Source organism: Acidovorax sp. SUPP3334 (genome assembly GCF_030159055.1).
Lineage (GTDB): Bacteria > Pseudomonadota > Gammaproteobacteria > Burkholderiales > Burkholderiaceae_C > Paracidovorax.
This window is the reverse complement of the sequence record NZ_BQXQ01000017.1, coordinates 42,044-57,777: the sequence shown is the minus strand read 5'-3', so window position 1 is coordinate 57,777 and position 15,734 is coordinate 42,044. Positions and strand designations below refer to the sequence as shown.

17 protein-coding genes and 1 pseudogene are annotated in these 15,734 nt (G+C 64.4%); 8 read left to right on the top strand and 10 right to left on the bottom strand.

Annotated elements, in window-relative coordinates:
• Window positions 1-157: 157 nt before the first annotated feature.
• The 5 genes and pseudogenes from pyrB to AVHM3334_RS11595 all read left to right on the top strand — a co-directional run.
• Window positions 158-1,186 carry an aspartate carbamoyltransferase gene (gene pyrB, locus AVHM3334_RS11615; RefSeq protein WP_284412455.1) on the top strand — a complete coding sequence of 343 codons (1,029 nt, stop codon included), beginning with the start codon at window positions 158-160 and terminating at the stop codon, window positions 1,184-1,186.
• Window positions 1,180-1,929 carry a sulfite exporter TauE/SafE family protein gene (locus AVHM3334_RS11610; protein WP_284412453.1) on the top strand — a complete coding sequence of 250 codons (750 nt, stop codon included), beginning with the start codon at window positions 1,180-1,182 and terminating at the stop codon, window positions 1,927-1,929. The genes pyrB and AVHM3334_RS11610 overlap by 7 nt, the downstream gene beginning before the upstream one ends.
• 245 nt (window positions 1,930-2,174) lie before the next feature.
• Complete coding sequence (locus AVHM3334_RS11605) at window positions 2,175-3,137, top strand: tripartite tricarboxylate transporter substrate binding protein BugE (RefSeq protein ID WP_284412451.1); 963 nt, start codon at window positions 2,175-2,177, stop codon at window positions 3,135-3,137.
• An 84-nt stretch (window positions 3,138-3,221) separates the two neighbouring features.
• Window positions 3,222-4,124 carry a site-specific tyrosine recombinase XerD gene (xerD, locus tag AVHM3334_RS11600; RefSeq protein ID WP_284412449.1) on the top strand — a complete coding sequence of 301 codons (903 nt, stop codon included), beginning with the start codon at window positions 3,222-3,224 and terminating at the stop codon, window positions 4,122-4,124.
• Between the two features lie 118 nt (window positions 4,125-4,242).
• Window positions 4,243-4,839 (top strand): annotated as a pseudogene (locus tag AVHM3334_RS11595) (Bug family tripartite tricarboxylate transporter substrate binding protein); the annotation flags it as partial.
• A 125-nt stretch (window positions 4,840-4,964) separates the two neighbouring features.
• Here the strand turns inward: AVHM3334_RS11595 and AVHM3334_RS11590 are convergent.
• Window positions 4,965-5,354, bottom strand: a complete 390-nt coding sequence (locus AVHM3334_RS11590; RefSeq protein WP_284412416.1) for a nuclear transport factor 2 family protein — start codon at window positions 5,352-5,354, stop codon at window positions 4,965-4,967.
• 121 nt (window positions 5,355-5,475) lie between these two features.
• Here AVHM3334_RS11590 and AVHM3334_RS11585 point away from each other — a divergent pair, with 121 nt between their 5' ends.
• Window positions 5,476-6,414, top strand: coding sequence for an AraC family transcriptional regulator (locus tag AVHM3334_RS11585; protein ID WP_284412414.1), 939 nt, complete (start codon window positions 5,476-5,478; stop codon window positions 6,412-6,414).
• Window positions 6,415-6,436: 22 nt separating this feature from the next.
• Here the strand turns inward: AVHM3334_RS11585 and AVHM3334_RS11580 are convergent, their stop codons facing one another.
• From AVHM3334_RS11580 to AVHM3334_RS11570, 3 genes are all read right to left on the bottom strand, one after another.
• Window positions 6,437-7,720, bottom strand: a complete 1,284-nt coding sequence (locus tag AVHM3334_RS11580) for an EAL and HDOD domain-containing protein (protein WP_284412412.1) — start codon at window positions 7,718-7,720, stop codon at window positions 6,437-6,439.
• Window positions 7,721-7,795: 75 nt separating this feature from the next.
• Complete coding sequence (locus tag AVHM3334_RS11575) at window positions 7,796-9,061, bottom strand: EAL and HDOD domain-containing protein (RefSeq protein ID WP_284412411.1); 1,266 nt, start codon at window positions 9,059-9,061, stop codon at window positions 7,796-7,798.
• A gap of 103 nt (window positions 9,062-9,164) precedes the next feature.
• A complete protein-coding gene (locus tag AVHM3334_RS11570; protein ID WP_284412409.1) occupies window positions 9,165-9,968 on the bottom strand; it encodes a ferritin-like domain-containing protein in 804 nt (267 codons plus the stop codon).
• 48 nt (window positions 9,969-10,016) lie between these two features.
• Here AVHM3334_RS11570 and AVHM3334_RS11565 point away from each other — a divergent pair, with 48 nt between their 5' ends.
• Together AVHM3334_RS11565 and hslO are read left to right on the top strand one after the other, a co-directional pair.
• Window positions 10,017-10,541 carry a gamma carbonic anhydrase family protein gene (locus tag AVHM3334_RS11565; protein WP_284412407.1) on the top strand — a complete coding sequence of 175 codons (525 nt, stop codon included), beginning with the start codon at window positions 10,017-10,019 and terminating at the stop codon, window positions 10,539-10,541.
• Between the two features lie 34 nt (window positions 10,542-10,575).
• The gene (gene hslO / locus AVHM3334_RS11560) at window positions 10,576-11,565 is read left to right on the top strand and encodes an Hsp33 family molecular chaperone HslO (RefSeq protein WP_284412405.1); all 990 of its coding nucleotides are present in this window, start codon (window positions 10,576-10,578) and stop codon (window positions 11,563-11,565) included.
• 80 nt (window positions 11,566-11,645) lie between these two features.
• Here the strand turns inward: hslO and AVHM3334_RS11555 are convergent, their stop codons facing one another.
• The 6 genes from AVHM3334_RS11555 to kdsA all read right to left on the bottom strand — a co-directional run bounded on the left by AVHM3334_RS11555 (window position 11,646) and on the right by kdsA (window position 15,707).
• The gene (locus AVHM3334_RS11555; protein ID WP_284412404.1) at window positions 11,646-12,227 is read right to left on the bottom strand and encodes a hypothetical protein; all 582 of its coding nucleotides are present in this window, start codon (window positions 12,225-12,227) and stop codon (window positions 11,646-11,648) included.
• Between the two features lie 25 nt (window positions 12,228-12,252).
• A complete protein-coding gene (locus tag AVHM3334_RS11550) occupies window positions 12,253-12,531 on the bottom strand; it encodes a septum formation initiator family protein (RefSeq protein ID WP_284412402.1) in 279 nt (92 codons plus the stop codon).
• Between the two features lie 81 nt (window positions 12,532-12,612).
• Window positions 12,613-13,899 (bottom strand): phosphopyruvate hydratase, encoded by a 1,287-nt coding sequence (gene eno / locus AVHM3334_RS11545; protein ID WP_092744375.1) that lies wholly within the window; start codon window positions 13,897-13,899, stop codon window positions 12,613-12,615.
• A 109-nt stretch (window positions 13,900-14,008) separates the two neighbouring features.
• Entirely contained in the window at window positions 14,009-14,497 is a 489-nt protein-coding gene (locus tag AVHM3334_RS11540; protein ID WP_284412399.1) for a hypothetical protein, read from the bottom strand.
• A 58-nt stretch (window positions 14,498-14,555) separates the two neighbouring features.
• On the bottom strand, window positions 14,556-14,846 hold the full coding sequence (locus AVHM3334_RS11535; RefSeq protein ID WP_284412398.1) for a DUF1330 domain-containing protein: 291 nt from the start codon (window positions 14,844-14,846) through the stop codon (window positions 14,556-14,558).
• A gap of 3 nt (window positions 14,847-14,849) precedes the next feature.
• The gene (gene kdsA / locus AVHM3334_RS11530; RefSeq protein ID WP_284412396.1) at window positions 14,850-15,707 is read right to left on the bottom strand and encodes a 3-deoxy-8-phosphooctulonate synthase; all 858 of its coding nucleotides are present in this window, start codon (window positions 15,705-15,707) and stop codon (window positions 14,850-14,852) included.
• Window positions 15,708-15,734: the final 27 nt, after the last annotated feature.

The window sequence follows — 15,734 nt, the reverse complement described above, 5'->3', positions numbered from 1 at the left end:
TCTTCACTTATGGAAGCATTGCCGTCAATATTCAACGCACATAAAAAATCTCCAGGATAAGAATAAAGCCGGGAGGGAGGTAGCAAGCTGCTATCGGTGCGCAAAGCGCGCACCGATAGCGCCTTGTGTTTGTCTGAGCTGCAATGATTGAGGGCGCATGGCCTCAAAAAATCTGATTTCCATCGAAGATCTGTCGCGCGAAGACATCGAATCGCTGTTCTCCGATGCCGATGACATCCGCCGGTTTCCCGAGTCGTTCGGAAACGCGCTGTCCGGAAGGATCGTCTTCACCCTGTTTTGCCAGCCCAGCACGCGAACGCGGTTGAGTTTCGAATCCGCAGCCTACCGGCTCGGTGCCCGCGTACTGAGCGTTTTCGACATGCACAGCACCCGCCAGAGCCTGGGGGAGAGCCTGCTCGACACCACCCGCATGGCGGGCTACTACGCCGATGCGCTCATCGCCAGGCACCCGGACCATGGCGTCATGGAGCAGATCACCGAGACCATCGACGTACCGCTGATCAACGCGGGCGAGGGGCTCGGCCGGCACCCCACCCAGACCCTGATCGACCTGTACACCGCACGCGAGCACTTCGACACCATCGACGGCCTGCGTGTGGGTTTCGTCGGGGGATTGCGGTACTCGCGCGCGGCCAAGTCGCTGCTCGCCGGATTGAAGCTGTTCAACAACATCGAACTCCATGCCGTCGATGCCGCCAACGAGGCCGACGAAGGCAGTCCCCTGCCGGCCGCCCTGGTCGCCGCAGCCGGCCGGCCCATCCGCCTGCACGCCTCGGTGCAGGCCATGATGGGGCAGGTCGATCTGCTGTACGTCGTGCGTGTGCAGCGCGAAAAATTCAGCGATGGCGCGCTGTACCAGCGGCAACTGGATCGGTGCCGCGTGCACCGCGAATTGCTGGCCAAGGCGCCGCCCTGGCTGGCCGTGATGCACTGCCTGCCCCGCACCGAAGAACTGGACACCGACGTGGACGCCACGCCCCAGAACAAGTATTTTTTGCAGGCGGCCTACGGCGTGCCCCTGCGCATGGCCGTGCTGCGCCGCTACATGGCGCATTCCAGCGGTAGCGGGGGCGGCGGTGGCCCGGGCGGGCTGCACATGGCCGATGCCATGTCGCGCCGCGCCATCGAAGTGCTGCGCAACGACGAGCCATCCCTCACATGGTGATGCTCTGGGCAATGGCCCTGATGGGGCTGCTGGTGGGGGGCGTTGCCGTCACGGTGGGCGGGGGCGTGACCATCGGGGTGCCGCTGCTGCTGCTGATGGGGCACTCGGCGGCGGTGGCGATCGCCACCGTCAAGTTCGCGCTCGTGGGCTCGTTCTTCACCGGCACGCTCGCCCATCGCCGGGCCGTGAGCGCTCCGGTACAAATTCCCTGGGTGCTGTGGCCCCTGGCCGTGGCGGGGTCCATCATGGGCTCGCTGATCGTCACGGGCGTCGATGACCGGGTGTTGCGGATTCTCGTCGCCGCCATGATGGCGGTCGTGCTGTGGATCACCTACCGCACCGACTTTTGCGCCAGCACGGCCAAGCCGCAAGCCTCCAGCAAGCTGCCGCTTGCCGGGATCGCCACCATTTTCGCGCTGTGCGTGTATTCAGGATTCTTCGGCGCGGGGTTCGGCACGTTTCTCATCTTTGCGCTGATGCATTTCTTCGGGCTGTCGTTTTCCGACAGCGCTTCGGTGATGACGCGGCTCAACCTGCTGGTGATCGGGTCTTCCGTGACGACCTTCATCACCCATGGGGTGGTCGATTTCCAGTGGGGCATTCCCCTCTTCATCGGCTGTGCACTGGGCGGTGTGCTGGGCGCCTGGGTGGCCAGGGTGCTGTCGCCTGCGCGAATGAAAACAGTGTTTCTGGCTGGCACCATGCTCGTGGGTGCCAAGCTGATCTGGGACACCCTGGCCTGACTCGGAGCCTGCCCCAAGCCCAGCGCCGAACCATGTTCGAACCACTCACTTGCCGCCCCTCGCCGGGAGCGGCCTCGCACCACCCTCCAGCTCCTGTTTGAGCCCCTTTCTGCTGCTCGGAACCGCCCGTCATGGCGCGGGAAATCCCTCACTGTGGACTGCAATGCGGACCACGATCGGCGTGCGCCAGCGATTAGGATGCACACCATCGTTTTAACGTGTTCATGCAGTACAAGGAGACTTCTATGCAGCGCCGAAACTGGGTGGGTCTGGCTCTCGTCGTGGCCACTGGCAGTGCCATGGCCCAAGGCTATCCCACCAAACCCATCCGGCTGGTGGTGCCCTTTGCGCCCGGTGGCACGACGGACATCATCGCCCGCGTGATTTCCGACCCGCTGTCGCGCGCGCTGGGCCAGCCGGTGATCGTGGACAACCGGGCCGGTGGCGGTGGCGTCGTGGGTGCGGCCGAAACGGCCAAGGCCACGCCCGACGGCTATACGCTGGGCATCGCGACCGTGTCCACCACGGCCGCCAACCCTGCGATCAACCCCAAGACGCCCTACAACCCGCTGACCGACTTCACCCCGATCATCAACATCGCGGCCACGCCGAACATCATCGCGGTGAACCCCAGCTTTCCGGCCAAGGACTACAAGTCGTTCGCCGCCGAAATCAAGAAGGTGCCCGGCAAATATTCGTACTCGTCGTCGGGCACGGGCGGCATCGGCCATCTGCAGATGGAACTGTACAAGAGCCTGACCGACACCTTCGTCACGCACATCCCCTACCGCGGCGCCGGTCCGGCCCTGAACGACACGGTGGCCGGCCAGGTTCCGATGATCTTCGACAACCTGCCCTCGGCGCTGGCCTTCATCAAGGATGGCCGCCTGGTGCCCATCGTGGTGGCGGCGCCCCAGCGCGTGGCTGCGTTGCCCAACGTGCCCACCTTCAAGGAAGTGGGCTTGGAGCCGGTGAACCGCATGGCCTATTACGGCATCCTCGGCCCGAAGAACCTACCCAAGGACGTGGTGGACAAGATCAACGCCGGCGTGCGCAAGGCCCTGGAAGATCCCGCCGTGCGCAAGCGCATCGAAGACACCGGATCGATCATCATCGGCAACACGCCTGAGCAGTTCGCCGAGCAGATCAAGGCCGAGTTCGAGGTCTACAAGACGGTGGTGCAAAAGCAGAAGCTGTCGCTGGACTGATACCGCGCTGCATCGCAGCATCCGACCAGGTCCGCAGGCACTGCCCGCGGGCCTTTCTTTTTTTGATCGTGCTATGGTTTTGCCATGCTCCCCGATAGCCAGACCTCCATCGACACTTTCATCGACGCACTGTGGCTGGAGGACGGCCTTTCGCGCAACACCCTGGCCGCCTACCGGCGCGACCTGACGCTGTATGCCCAGTGGCTGGCGGAGCAGCCGCCCGCCCCGCTGCGCATCGACGCCACGCAAGAGCACCACCTGCAGGGCTACTTCGCAGCGCGCCACGCGCAGACCCGCGCCACGTCGGCCAACCGGCGCCTGACCGTGCTGCGCCGCTACTTCCATTGGGCGCTGCGCGAGCGGCATATCGTGGCCGATCCGACCGTTCGCCTGCAGGCCGCGCGCCAGCCGCTGCGGGTGCCCAAGACGCTGTCGCAAGCCCAGGTGGAGGCCTTGCTGCGCGCGCCGGACACGGGCAATCCGCTGGGCATGAGGGATCGCGCCATGCTTGAGCTGATGTACGCCAGCGGCCTGCGCGTGACCGAACTGGTGACGCTCAAGACGTTTCAGCTGGGCCTGCGCGAAGGCGTGCTGCGCGTGATGGGCAAAGGCGGCAAGGAGCGGCTGGTGCCGTTCGGTGACGAAGCGGCCGCATGGCTGGAGCGCTACCTGTCCGACGCCCGCGCCGCCATTCTGGGCGGTCAGCAGACCGATGATCTCTTCGTGACACAGCGCGGAGCGGGCATGACGCGTGCGATGTTCTGGGTCATCGTCAAGAAACAGGCGCAGGTGGCCGGCATCACCGTGCCACTATCGCCCCACACGCTGCGCCATGCCTTCGCCACGCATTTGCTCAACCACGGGGCCGACTTGCGCGTGGTGCAACTGCTGCTGGGCCATGCGGACATCTCCACCACCACCATCTATACCCACGTGGCGCGCGAGCGGCTCAAGGCGCTGCACGCGCAGCACCATCCTCGCGGGTAGGCGGCTGTGGAATCTGCAGGCTCGGGGCCGCGCGAGGGGCTGGCAGGTTCGGCAGGCGCGGACAATCAGGGTTTCTTTTGCGCACCCGGAGTCATTCATGACCGATCCTTCCCGCCGGCTGCTGCTGGGCACGCCGTCGAACCAGGCCAAGGATTTCCGCCAGCTGCTTGCGACGGCGAAAGCCAGGCCCGGTGAGGTCCGCTGGGCCACTTCGGGACTGGCTTCGCTCGGGCACATCATGCTGGAGCAGATCATGCAGTCCACGCAGGTGCAGATCACGCACGTACCCTACAAGGGCGGCGGCCAGCAGCTCAACGATGCCCTCAGCGGGCAGTTCGAAATACTGTCCACCAACGCCGGCCCCGCCGTCATGCAGCAAATCAAGGCCGCCAAGCTGCGCGCGCTGGCGGTCGGCGCACCCGCTCGGCTCGACACCTTGCCCGACGTGCCGACGCTGGCCGAATTGGGGATTCCCGCAGCCAACGTCAGCTCGCTGTTCGGCGTGTTCGCGCCGGCCCGCACGCCAGCGCCCATCCTGGAGCGGCTGAATGCCGAGATCAACCACGCCCTGGCCTTGCCCGACATGCGCTCCCGGCTCGAGGCCACCGACAACGTGCCCCAGGGCGGCAAGGCCTCCGATTTCGCCAAGCAGATCGCGGACGAATCACAGAACAACGCCCGCATCATTCGCGCGGCGGGCATTCAAATGAATTGAGTCGCAAGGCGTTGGGTGGCCGGTACAGGGCAGGTGTGCGTCCGCCCGCTGGAGCAAACGCGCTGCTTGCGATGGGCCAGCTTCGGCAGCGCGGATTCGTTGAAAAAGGCGGGCCCGTTTCAGTCTCAATGCCCCCAGAACAGGTCTTCCTGCGCTTGATCGCTGGAGAAAAGGCGGACCTCGACGATCCGGCCTCCCTCGATGCGCAGGAGGTCAAGCCCTTGCTGCTTCATCGTGATGCCATTGGCTTCACCGGCGAACTCCAGGGTAACGGCGACCCAATCGCCATTGGCCATGTAATGGCTGGCATGGGTGATCGTGAAGGTGCCCTTGGAGATTTTCATCATCCTGCCCAGCATCGGGCCGACTTGCGCCATTCCCCGGTGGGTACCGGAAAACTGGTGGCTGCCGGGCTGGTGCCAGATCACGTCGGGAGAAATCAATGAACCCAAGGCCGCCTGATCACCGGTCTGAACTGCGTGAATGTAGGCTTTGGAAATGTCGAGGCCGGTCATGAGGTTTCCGTCTCTTTGAAATTTTGAATGGTCATTGTTGGACAGATGAAGTCCAATTGAACGGTCGAAACTCGACAATCAATGGTACTTTTAGGACATTCATAAAGAAGATGGGGCGCAGATGACGATGACGGCGAAGCGGCCTCGGCAAAGCGCGTTGCAGGCCGACATTCGGCGGCTGCCCTACGACCCGAAGGCACCCTACCGGTTCGATCTGGAGGTGTATCCCGCCAGCGAGCTATGGCGCCGCGGTGGCAAGGCACAGGTGCAAACGACGCACCGCTACGACTTTTTCATGCTGGTGTGCATCACCCGGGGAGAGTGCATCCAATGGGTGGATTTCCAGCCGGTTGCCTGTGCCCAGGGAACGTTCCTGGTGCTGCGGCCAGGGCAGGCCCATAACCTCGGGCGTGACGAAGGATGGGATGGCTGGATCGTCCTGTTCCGCCCGGAGTTTGCGGTGCCCGCCGCTGGAGTGTCCGGCGATTTTTCGCTCGTGCCGAGCCAGGGGAGGTTGCCCGAAAAGGTGCTGTTGGATCGAGACGGGTTGCGAACGGTGACCCGTTCGATTCAACAGATCCACGATGACACGCATCTCGACGCCGCCCTGGATCACATGCACGCCTTGCTGCGCCATCAACTCCACGCCCTGCTGGCCCGGCTGAACCTCTTTCAAGCCAGGCAACAGCCGGTGGAGCCACCGCCGTCCGCGGCATCACGGCGCTTCAAGCGCTTTCAGGCGTTGGTCGAAGAGCGCTTCGCCAGGTGGCACCAAGTCGCCGACTACGCCAGCCACCTGGGCTATACCGAAAAGAGCTTGGGCCGGTCTTTGGCCGCCGCTACGGGGACGACCGCCAAAGCATTTATCGCCGCGCGGATCAATCTCGAAGCCAAGCGGTTGCTGGTACACACCGAGTTGCCCGTGGGCATGATCGCCGACAGACTGGGCTTTGACGAAGCGACCCATTTCACCAAATTCTTCAAGCGGGAAGTGGGTTGCTCGCCCGCGGAGTTCCGGCGAAGGCAACGGGGCGAAAGCCCGCCGTTGCCATCGGATTAACGGGCGGAGCCGTTCCTGCCGCTCATTCGCCCAGGCTTTCGGCCCAGGTCAGCGCTTGCAAGTGGGCCCAGTTCACTTGCCGGTTGGACAGATGCAGGGCTTCGGCCGAACGGGCGAAGGCCACCTCGTCGCCGCTTTCGCAGGCCTTGGTGAGTTCGAGAAACGGTGCGAACACACCCGTGTCGTGCAGTAGCGCATCGATCACGGGCTGGGGCAGGGCGACCGAGTCGAGGGCCTTTTCCAGCGGCACGCCGAGCATGGTGTCGAGCAGCGAGAACACGCCGACCACGAAGGCGTTGTCGCATTCTTCGGGCGGCAACAGTTCGGCCGCCAGCAGTTCCATGAGGCGGCCGCGCACCACGGCGGTCTGGCCCACGGCCGGCGGAGAGCCGCCAGCGCGCGACGTGGTCATGAGCAGCGCTGCCCAGCGGAACAGCTTCTTCAAGCCCAGAATCATCACCGCATGGCGGAACGAGGTGACCTCGCACGACAGGCCGAAGCCCGACGAGTTGATGAACCGCAACAGGTTGAAGGACAGCGTGGGGTCCTTCTTCAGCAGCTCCTCGATCTCTGCCGTGCTTGCCTGTTTGCGCACCAGATTGATGAGCTGAATGATCGTCGCTTGCGAAGGGCGGATCGTCTGCGCCTTCACCAGCGCAGGCTGGGCGAACCAGTAGCCCTGGAACAGCTTCACACCGAGGGCCGACATGCGTTCATGCTGCTCGGCGGTTTCCACCTTTTCCGCCACCAGGATGGCCTTGGAGTTGGCGCGGGCGAATTTGACGAGCGGCTCGGCCAGTTCGGGCCGGAACGCCTGCATGTCCAGCTTCACGAAGGCGGCCAGCGGCAGCCAGGCAGCGTAGGTGCGGCGCAACACGTTCTGATTGAATGCCAGCCGAAAGCCCCGGGTGCGCAGGCCTTCCAGCGTGGAGACTCGGCCTTCGATTTCTTCGGCCGTGGCGCCATCGGCCAGCGGCGGCACTTCCAGCACCACCTTTTCGGGATGGATCAGTTCCAGGTGTCCGCCGGCAAGGCTTTCGTGCGTGCAGTTGATGAACACCGTCTTCTTGCCCACCAGGGCTTCGGTGCCGGCGTACGACAGGGCGTTGAAGAGCAGGGCGGCATCGCTGGCGGCGGTGTGGGCGTCGGATGCGGTGGAGCGGTCGAACAACTCGTAGCCGAAAACGGCGCGCTGCTCGTCCACGATCGCCTGGCGCGCAATGATCGCCAGGTTGCTCGAGTCCTCGTCATCCCCCTGGGGGGCGGTGTTCTCGAAAGCTGGGGCGTTTTCGGAGTTGCTCGACATGGGGTCTGCGTCAGTGATTTGAATGAATTCGGTGACCTTACCACCAGAGTCGCGCGGTGTCGCCCACTCCGGACCTCATTCCACCAACTGGTCCACCCAGGCCAATGCCTGCAAATGGGCCATATTGATCTGCTGGCTCGACAGCTGCAGCGAACTGGCCGCCTGGTCGAAAGCGGCATCGTCGCTGGATTCGCAAGCCTCCGCCAGCCGCAGCAGTTCCCCGAGAACGCCCGTGCGCTCCAGCAGCGCTTCGGACACCGTCTCCGGCACGTGCAACAGCCCCACAGCGGACTCCATGGGCATGCTCAGCATCTGATCGAGCATCGAGAAAATGCCGACCACGAAGGCTTGGTCGGCTTCATCCTGCGACATGGTTTCCAGAGCGAGCAATTCCATCAACCGGCCCCGCACCACGGCCGTGTGACCGACCGAGGCGGAAATGCCACCGGCGCGCGAAGCGGTGAGCAGCAGGGCGGCCCAGCGGAACAGCTTCTTGAGGCCCATGAGCATCACCGCTTGCCGGAACGAGGTGATCTCGCGCGTCAGCCCGAACCCGGACGAATTGATGAGCCGCATCAGGTTGAAGGCCAGGCCCGCATCCTTCTTGAGGACCTCTTCGATCTCGTCCGTGCTGGCCTGTTGCCGCACGAGATTGATGAGATGGATGATGCTGCTTTGCGCCGGCGTGAGCAGCTTGGCTTCCACCAGCGACGGGCGCGAGAACCAGTACCCCTGGAACAGCTGCACGCCTGTGCTCGACGCCATGTCGTACTGTTTGGCGGTCTCGACCTTCTCGGCGATCAGCTCGGCCTTGGAGTGGCGGCCCGCGTATTTGATGAGCACCGCCAATTGGTCCGGTGCCAGCACCGAAAGGTCCAGCTTGATGTAGTCGGCCAGCGGCAGCCAGGGCGCATAGGCCGACTCCAGCACGGTGTGATTGAACGCCAGGTGAAAGCCACGTTCGCGCAAGCCCGACAGGATCGGCAGCCGCGTGCTGACTTCCTCGGCGGCCGCATGGCCGAGGGGCGGAATTTCCAGCACCACCTTGTCCGGATCGACCAGCTCGAGGTGGCCGCCCGAGAGGCTTTCATGGGTGCAGTTGACGAAGATCAGCTTCTTGCCCACCAGCTCTTCGCTGCCGGCATGGGACAGCGCGGTGAACACCAGGAACACGTCCGTGGCGGCGGTGTGGGCGTGGCCGGCGCGGGACCGGTTGAAAAGCTCGTAGCCGACCACTGCCTGCTGCCCGTTCATGATGGCCTGCCGCGCGATCATCGCGCCTGCAGGGTTGCTTTCGGGGGCAATGGACGGAGAGGTGCCGGCGACAGGCGTTTGTGGCATGGGTGGCGAACTGAAGGCGATCGGTGGACGGGCCGCACCCCTCGGCGTTGGGGGCTGCGGGTTTGGGGCATTGTAGGAAAGATCGTAAGGCAGCGTGGCCTTGTCAGCCATGCTGCAACCACTCCATTTCCGCATCGCTGAACCCCGCAGCGCGGCGGGCTTCGGCATTGAACGGGGGCTTCAGGCGCGGCGCCTCATAGCGGCGCACCAGCAGCCCGTAATGCGCCAGCGGATCGAGCCCGTCCCGCTCGCACAGCCAGCGATACCAATGGTTACCAATCGCCACGTGCCCCACCTCTTCCCGCAGGATGATGTCCAGAATGTCCACGGCGGCCAGTGCATCCGGCGTGCCTACCTGCCGCAGCTTGCGCTGGATGAGCGGGGTGGCGTCGAGCCCGCGGGCCTCCAGCGTGCGCGGCACCAGGGCCATGCGCGCGACGATATCGCCGGCGGTCTTCTCGCACATGGTCCACAGGCCCTGATGGGCGGGAAAGTCGCCGTAGTCGTGCCCCATGCCGCGCAGGTGTTCGCGCAACCATCCGAAGTGCGTGGCTTCTTCGGCGGCCACCCGCAGCCAGTCGAGGTAGAAAGCCTCTGGCATGCCGTCGAACCGCCAGACGGCATCGAGCGCGAGGTTGATGGCGTTGAACTCGATGTGGGCAATGGCATGCATCAGCACCGCGCGGCCTTCGTGCGTGGCCGGAGACCGGCGGGCCACTTCGGTGTGGCGCAGCAAGGTGGGCCGCTCTGGCCGGCCGGGCAGGGCGGTTGCGTCTTCGGGGCTGGCAGGCCCACGGGTGCCGATGGAGCCGGTAGCGGCACGCGCGTGCAGGTCCATGGTGGCGGCGGCTTTGGCCTGGGGATCGGTCAGGCACAGGGCCGAGAGAGCGCATTGGCGAAGGTCCATCCCTACAATTCTAGGATTCGGCCCGGCTTACAAAAAAAGGAGACTTTGATGGCGCTTTATGAACTCGATGGCATATCACCCCGCACCGCGCCTTCGGCGTGGGTTGCAGACAGTGCCGAGGTGATGGGCAACGTCGTGCTGGGCGAAGCCTCCAGCATCTGGTTCGGGGCGGTGCTGCGGGGCGACAACGAACCGATCACCATCGGGGCCGGTACCAACGTGCAGGACGGCAGCGTGCTGCATTCCGACCCCGGCCAGCCGCTGGTGCTGGGCGAGTGCGTCACGGTGGGCCACAAGGTGGTGCTTCACGGCTGCACGGTGGGCGACGAATCGTTGGTCGGCATCGGCGCGGTGTTGCTCAACGGTGCGAAGATCGGCAAGCATTGCCTCGTCGGCGCCGGCGCGCTGGTGACGGAAGGCAAGGAGTTTCCCGATGGCTCCATGATCATCGGCAGTCCCGCCAAGGCGGTGCGCCAGCTCTCGCCCGAGCAGATCGAAGGGCTGCGCAAAAGCGCGCAGTCCTATATCGACAACGCCCGCCGTTTTCGCGCCGGGCTGCGCAAGCTGGCCTGAGCCGCGGCGCAATCATTTTTCAGGAATCAATCAGGTGTCTGAACTCCACAAGTTTCTTTTCGATGGGCTGCCCGTGCGCGGCATGATCGTGCGCCTGACCGACGCCTGGACCGAGATCCTCGCGCGGCGCGCCGCCAACACCACGTCCGGTGCCTACCCGCCTCCGGTTCGCGAGCTGCTGGGCGAGATGGCGGCGGCGGGCGTGCTGATGCAGTCCAACATCAAGTTCAACGGGGCGCTGGTGCTGCAGGTCTTCGGCGACGGCCCGGTCAAGCTGGCGGTGGCGGAGGTGCAGTCGGACCTCAGCCTGCGCGCCACGGCGTCGGTGAACGGCGACGTGCCCGACACCGCGCGCCTGAGCGACATGGTGAACGTGGGCGGCGGCGGTCGCTGCGCCATCACGCTCGACCCCAAGGACCGCCTGCCGGGTCAGCAGCCCTACCAGGGCGTGGTGCCGCTGCACGGTGACCACAACGAGAAGATCGAAAAGCTCAGCGACGTGCTGCAGCACTACATGCTGCAGTCCGAACAGCTCGACACGACCCTCGTGCTGGCAGCCGACGACAAGGTGGCCGCCGGATTGCTCATCCAGCGCATGCCGATCAAGGGCGAGGGCAATCTGGCGGGCGAAATGACCTACCGCGAGAACGAGGACGAGATCGGCCGCAACGAGGACTACAACCGCATCGCCACGCTGGCCGCCAGCCTCACGCGCGACGAACTGCTGGGGCTGGACGTCGACACCATCCTGCGGCGCCTGTTCTGGGAAGAAAAACTGCTGCGCTTCGTGCCGAGCCAGGGCGTGGACGGCCCCCGCTTCGCCTGCACCTGCAGCCGCGAGCGCGTCAGTGCCATGCTGCGCAGCCTGGGCGTGGAAGAGGCCGAAAGCATCCTTGCCGAACGCGGCGACATCGAGGTGGCGTGCGAGTTCTGCGGCCAGCAATACCGCTACGACGCGGTCGATGCCGCGCAGATCTTCACCGAGCCGGGCAAGCAATTGCCAGGGCCGTCGAGCGTTCAGTAACGGCTGCGCCGCTGCCCAAGGGGCTCCGTCAGGGCGGCGGAGTCTTTTTTCGGGGTATGCCTTGGCGCCTGCCGGGGGCATCAGCCGCGCAGCGCGGTGAACAGCTTGTGTTCGCATTCGGGGTCGCTGCATTTTTCGCACGCCCAGGCGCGCAGCCGGACCGAGCGCAGCGCATTGGAGTCAAAAACCGGCCCCGCCGCCGTATTCAATGCGCTGGAAGCTATGCTTTTTATAGCAATCAGTGTGGATCGCAAACGCTCGTCCTCGCTGCCGTACAGCACGCGGTACGCCACCCCGGCGTCGGAAAGCGCTTGGCGCAGACAGGCATCGAACCGCTCCGATAGGGCGTGCCGAGGCGGAGCCGGCAATGAAGGCTTTGGCGGCAACGCCAGGCTGCCCGTGCCTTCCAGGCCAACGAGCAGGGTCAACGCCCCCGTCGCCGCATGGGCATTGGCCAGTGACGCCAACGCCTGTCTCGCAGTCTCCGCCCGCGATGGGGCATCGTGCGCGTCCAGGCAATCAAGCACCGCTGCGATCAGAGCAGGGCAGGTATCCAGGGTGGCATGGGCCGGGTCGAGATGCCGTAGAACGTTGCGGGCAAAACCATCCAGGCTTTCGCCAGGCGTGCCCAGCAGGGCGATGCGGACCGGAAAGGCAGACAAGGAAAACCACCGCAGATGCCCGCGCTCAGCGGTGGGTCACCTGCACGTAGATTTCGTTGGGCTTGACCATGCCCAACTCGTTGCGCGCTTTTTCTTCGACCATGTCCAGGCCGTCGCGAAGATCGTGCACTTCAGAGGTGAGGCGCTCGTTGGCTTGGCGCGCCTCGGCATTGGCCTGCTTCTGGACCGCGATCTTCTCCCTCATTTCCTGCACATGGTGAACGCTGCCACGGCCCGTCCACAGCTGCGCCTGCACCCCCACGAGGAGGAGCAGCAGCACCAGCGGAACGATGCGGGAATTCATGGAAACCTGAGGCTGCTGGGCAGTTAAGGGAAATGACCGGAAAAGATCGGCCCGGTGGCCGCCCCGCAGGGGGCAACAGGGTCAGCGAAGGTTATAGAACGCAGCGCGGCCGGGGTAGTGGGCGATATCGCCCAGGTCTTCCTCGATGCGCAGCAACTGGTTGTACTTGGCGATGCGGTCGGAGCGCGACAGCGAGCCGGTCTTGATCTGGCCCGCGTTGGTGCCGACCGCGATGTCGGCGATGGTGCTGTCTTCGGTTTCGCCCGAGCGGTGCGAGATGACGGCCGTGTAGCCGGCGCGCTTGGCCATCTCGATGGCGGCAAAGGTTTCGGTCAGCGTGCCGATCTGGTTGATCTTGATCAGGATCGAGTTGGCGATGCGCTTGTCGATGCCTTCTTTCAGGATCTTGGTGTTGGTGACGAACAGGTCGTCGCCCACCAGCTGCACCTTCTCGCCCAGGCGTTCGGTCAGGTGCTTCCAGCCGTCCCAGTCGCCTTCGGCCATGCCGTCTTCGATGGAGATGATGGGGTACTTGTCCACCCAGGCCGCCAGCATGTCGGTCCATTGCTGGGCCGTGAGGCGGATGCCGCCTTCGCCTTCCAGCACATAGTGGCCGTCCTTGTAGAACTCGCTGGCTGCGCAGTCCAGGGCCAGGGCGATCTGTTCGCCAGCGGTGTAGCCTGCGGCGTCGATGGCCTGCAGGATGAGCTGAATCGCGGCTTCGTGGTTTTCGACGCTGGGGGCGAAGCCGCCCTCGTCGCCCACGGCGGTGCTCATGCCCTTGTCGTTGATGATCTTCTTCAGTGCGTGGAACACCTCGGCGCCCCAGCGCACGGCTTCGCGGAAGCTCGGTGCGCCCACCGGCACGATCATGAACTCCTGCAGATCCAGGCTGTTGTTGGCATGTGCGCCGCCGTTGATCACGTTCATCATCGGGACGGGCAACTGAATGCCGCCCATGCCGCCCAGGTAGCGGTACAGGGGCAGGCCGGACTCTTCGGCCGCGGCGCGCGCCACGGCCATGGACACCGCCAGCATGGCGTTGGCGCCCAGGCGGCTCTTGTTGTCGGTGCCGTCCAGGTCGATCAGCGTCTTGTCCAGGAAGGCCTGCTCGGAAGCGTCCAGGCCCAGCACGGCCTCGGAAATCTCGGTGTTGATGTGCTCCACGGCCTTGAGCACGCCCTTGCCCAGGTAGCGGCCCTTGTCGCCGTCGCGCAGTTCGATCGCCTCACGGCTGCCGGTGGATGCGCCCGAAGGCACGGCCGCCCGGCCCATCACGCCCGATTCCAGCAGCACGTCACATTCAACGGTGGGGTTGCCGCGGCTGTCCAGCACTTCGCGGCCTACGATGTCAACGATGGCACTCATTCAAGGTTCTCCAGTTTTAAAAGAATTATCGATTGGCGGCGGGTTGCGCTCAGTCAACGGCAACGATCATGGCGGTGTCCGCACCAACCCACGTAACAAGGATATGAGGCTATAAAAAGTGTTCAGGCGTGTGCAGGTACATGGCACTGCCCACGATCAAAACCACGGGAGCGATCAATGAGGATGCTGAAACCCATCTCGCTGGCCAGCGCGCGATTCGGGCCGCCAGCATGGAAGGTCGCAACGCCATCCAGGGCGCTGCCAAGAAGGAGGCGATCAACAGCAGCGTGCAAAAAAGGCCGACGCGCTCTGCGTGAGTGAGCAGGGTGAAGCCCGAGACGATAAACAAGAAAAACACGACCCCGAGCCATGCGATGGATTCGAGTCCAGCCAGCCATTGCCTTGGAGTCGCGGTGGACCCCGGCTTTGCGAGGAATCGACACAGAAGGAACAGTGTGCATGCGAGCAGCAAAGGCAAGGAGATGAAGGTAAAAGCCGTTGCAAAACCCCCGAGCGCGCCCATGGCGATATAGATCGTCGGCGTAAGCAACAAACCCATGATCAAGGACGACAGCACGACCACTGAAAAGTGAATCATCAGCGCTGGTTGCTGGCGTCAGCAAATGCGATCAACAGACCAACAAGATGCTTGAAGCTCACACGCCTTCGATGCACACCATGCGTATGACGGCCGCGCCGTCGCGGGCTGCCTTGGCCTTCTGGTATTCGGGCGTGTCATAGAACGCGCGGGCCGCTTCGAAGCTCGGGAACTTCAGCAGCACGGTGAGGCCGGGGTTCCAGTCACCTTCGAGCACCTCGACCTTGCCGCCGCGGATGCAGACCTCGGCGCCATGCACCTGCATGGCGTGGGTGCTCCACTTCTTGTACTCCTCGAACTGCTCGGGGTTGGTGACGGTGACGGATGCGATGACGTAACTACTGCTCATGTTTTAAGCTCCAAAGTTGTTTTCGAGGAATCCGTTGCGCTTGGTGACGGTGTCCAGGGCCACCAGCGTTTCCAGCAGCGCCTTCATGTGCTTCAGTGGCACGGCGTTGGGGCCGTCGGACAGGGCCTTGGCCGGGTCGGGATGGGTTTCCATGAACAGGCCCGCCACGCCCACGGCGACGGCAGCGCGTGCCAGCACCGGCACCATTTCGCGCTGGCCGCCGCTGCTCGTGCCCTGGCCGCCAGGCAGCTGTACCGAATGGGTGGCATCGAACACGACCGGTGCGCCGGTCTCGCGCATGATCGCCAGGCCGCGCATGTCGGAGACGAGGTTGTTGTAGCCGAAGCTCGCCCCCCGTTCGCAGGCCATGAAGCTGTCCTCGGGCAGGCCTGCCTCCTGGGCGGCGGCGCGGGCCTTGTCGATCACGTTCTTCATGTCGTGCGGCGCGAGGAACTGGCCCTTCTTGATGTTCACCGGCTTGCCCGACTGCGCCACGGCGCGGATGAAGTCGGTCTGGCGGCACAGGAAGGCGGGCGTTTGCAGCACGTCCACCACCTTGGAGGCCTCGGCGATGTCGTCCTCGGTGTGCACATCGGTCAGCACCGGTACGCCCAGGTCGCGCCGGATCTTGGCCAGGATCTCCAGGCCCTTTTCACGGCCGGGGCCGCGAAAGCTGGTGCCCGACGACCGGTTGGCCTTGTCGAAGCTGCTTTTGAAGATGAACGGAATGCCGAGGGCTGCCGCCGTTTCCTTGAGCTGGCCGGCCACGTCCATCTGCAGTTGCTCGGACTCGATCACGCAGGGGCCTGCGATGAGGAAGAAGCGGTGTTCCAGGCCGACGTCGAAGCCGCAGAGTTTCATGGCAGGTCTTTCTACTTTTCTTGGCGG

Excerpts from the sequence above, each read along its gene's own strand:
- pyrB (WP_284412455.1), top strand. The coding sequence starts at position 158 with ATGGCCTCAAAAAATCTGATTTCCATCGAAGATCTGTCGCGCGAAGAC.
- AVHM3334_RS11610 (WP_284412453.1), top strand. The coding sequence starts at position 1,180 with ATGGTGATGCTCTGGGCAATGGCCCTGATGGGGCTGCTGGTGGGGGGC.
- AVHM3334_RS11605 (WP_284412451.1), top strand. The coding sequence starts at position 2,175 with ATGCAGCGCCGAAACTGGGTGGGTCTGGCTCTCGTCGTGGCCACTGGC.
- xerD (WP_284412449.1), top strand. The coding sequence starts at position 3,222 with ATGCTCCCCGATAGCCAGACCTCCATCGACACTTTCATCGACGCACTG.
- AVHM3334_RS11590 (WP_284412416.1), bottom strand. The coding sequence starts at position 5,354 with ATGACCGGCCTCGACATTTCCAAAGCCTACATTCACGCAGTTCAGACC.
- AVHM3334_RS11585 (WP_284412414.1), top strand. The coding sequence starts at position 5,476 with ATGACGATGACGGCGAAGCGGCCTCGGCAAAGCGCGTTGCAGGCCGAC.
- AVHM3334_RS11580 (WP_284412412.1), bottom strand. The coding sequence starts at position 7,720 with ATGTCGAGCAACTCCGAAAACGCCCCAGCTTTCGAGAACACCGCCCCC.
- AVHM3334_RS11575 (WP_284412411.1), bottom strand. The coding sequence starts at position 9,061 with ATGCCACAAACGCCTGTCGCCGGCACCTCTCCGTCCATTGCCCCCGAA.
- AVHM3334_RS11570 (WP_284412409.1), bottom strand. The coding sequence starts at position 9,968 with ATGGACCTTCGCCAATGCGCTCTCTCGGCCCTGTGCCTGACCGATCCC.
- AVHM3334_RS11565 (WP_284412407.1), top strand. The coding sequence starts at position 10,017 with ATGGCGCTTTATGAACTCGATGGCATATCACCCCGCACCGCGCCTTCG.
- AVHM3334_RS11550 (WP_284412402.1), bottom strand. The coding sequence starts at position 12,531 with ATGAATTCCCGCATCGTTCCGCTGGTGCTGCTGCTCCTCCTCGTGGGG.
- eno (WP_092744375.1), bottom strand. The coding sequence starts at position 13,899 with ATGAGTGCCATCGTTGACATCGTAGGCCGCGAAGTGCTGGACAGCCGC.
- AVHM3334_RS11540 (WP_284412399.1), bottom strand. The coding sequence starts at position 14,497 with ATGATTCACTTTTCAGTGGTCGTGCTGTCGTCCTTGATCATGGGTTTG.
- AVHM3334_RS11535 (WP_284412398.1), bottom strand. The coding sequence starts at position 14,846 with ATGAGCAGTAGTTACGTCATCGCATCCGTCACCGTCACCAACCCCGAG.
- kdsA (WP_284412396.1), bottom strand. The coding sequence starts at position 15,707 with ATGAAACTCTGCGGCTTCGACGTCGGCCTGGAACACCGCTTCTTCCTC.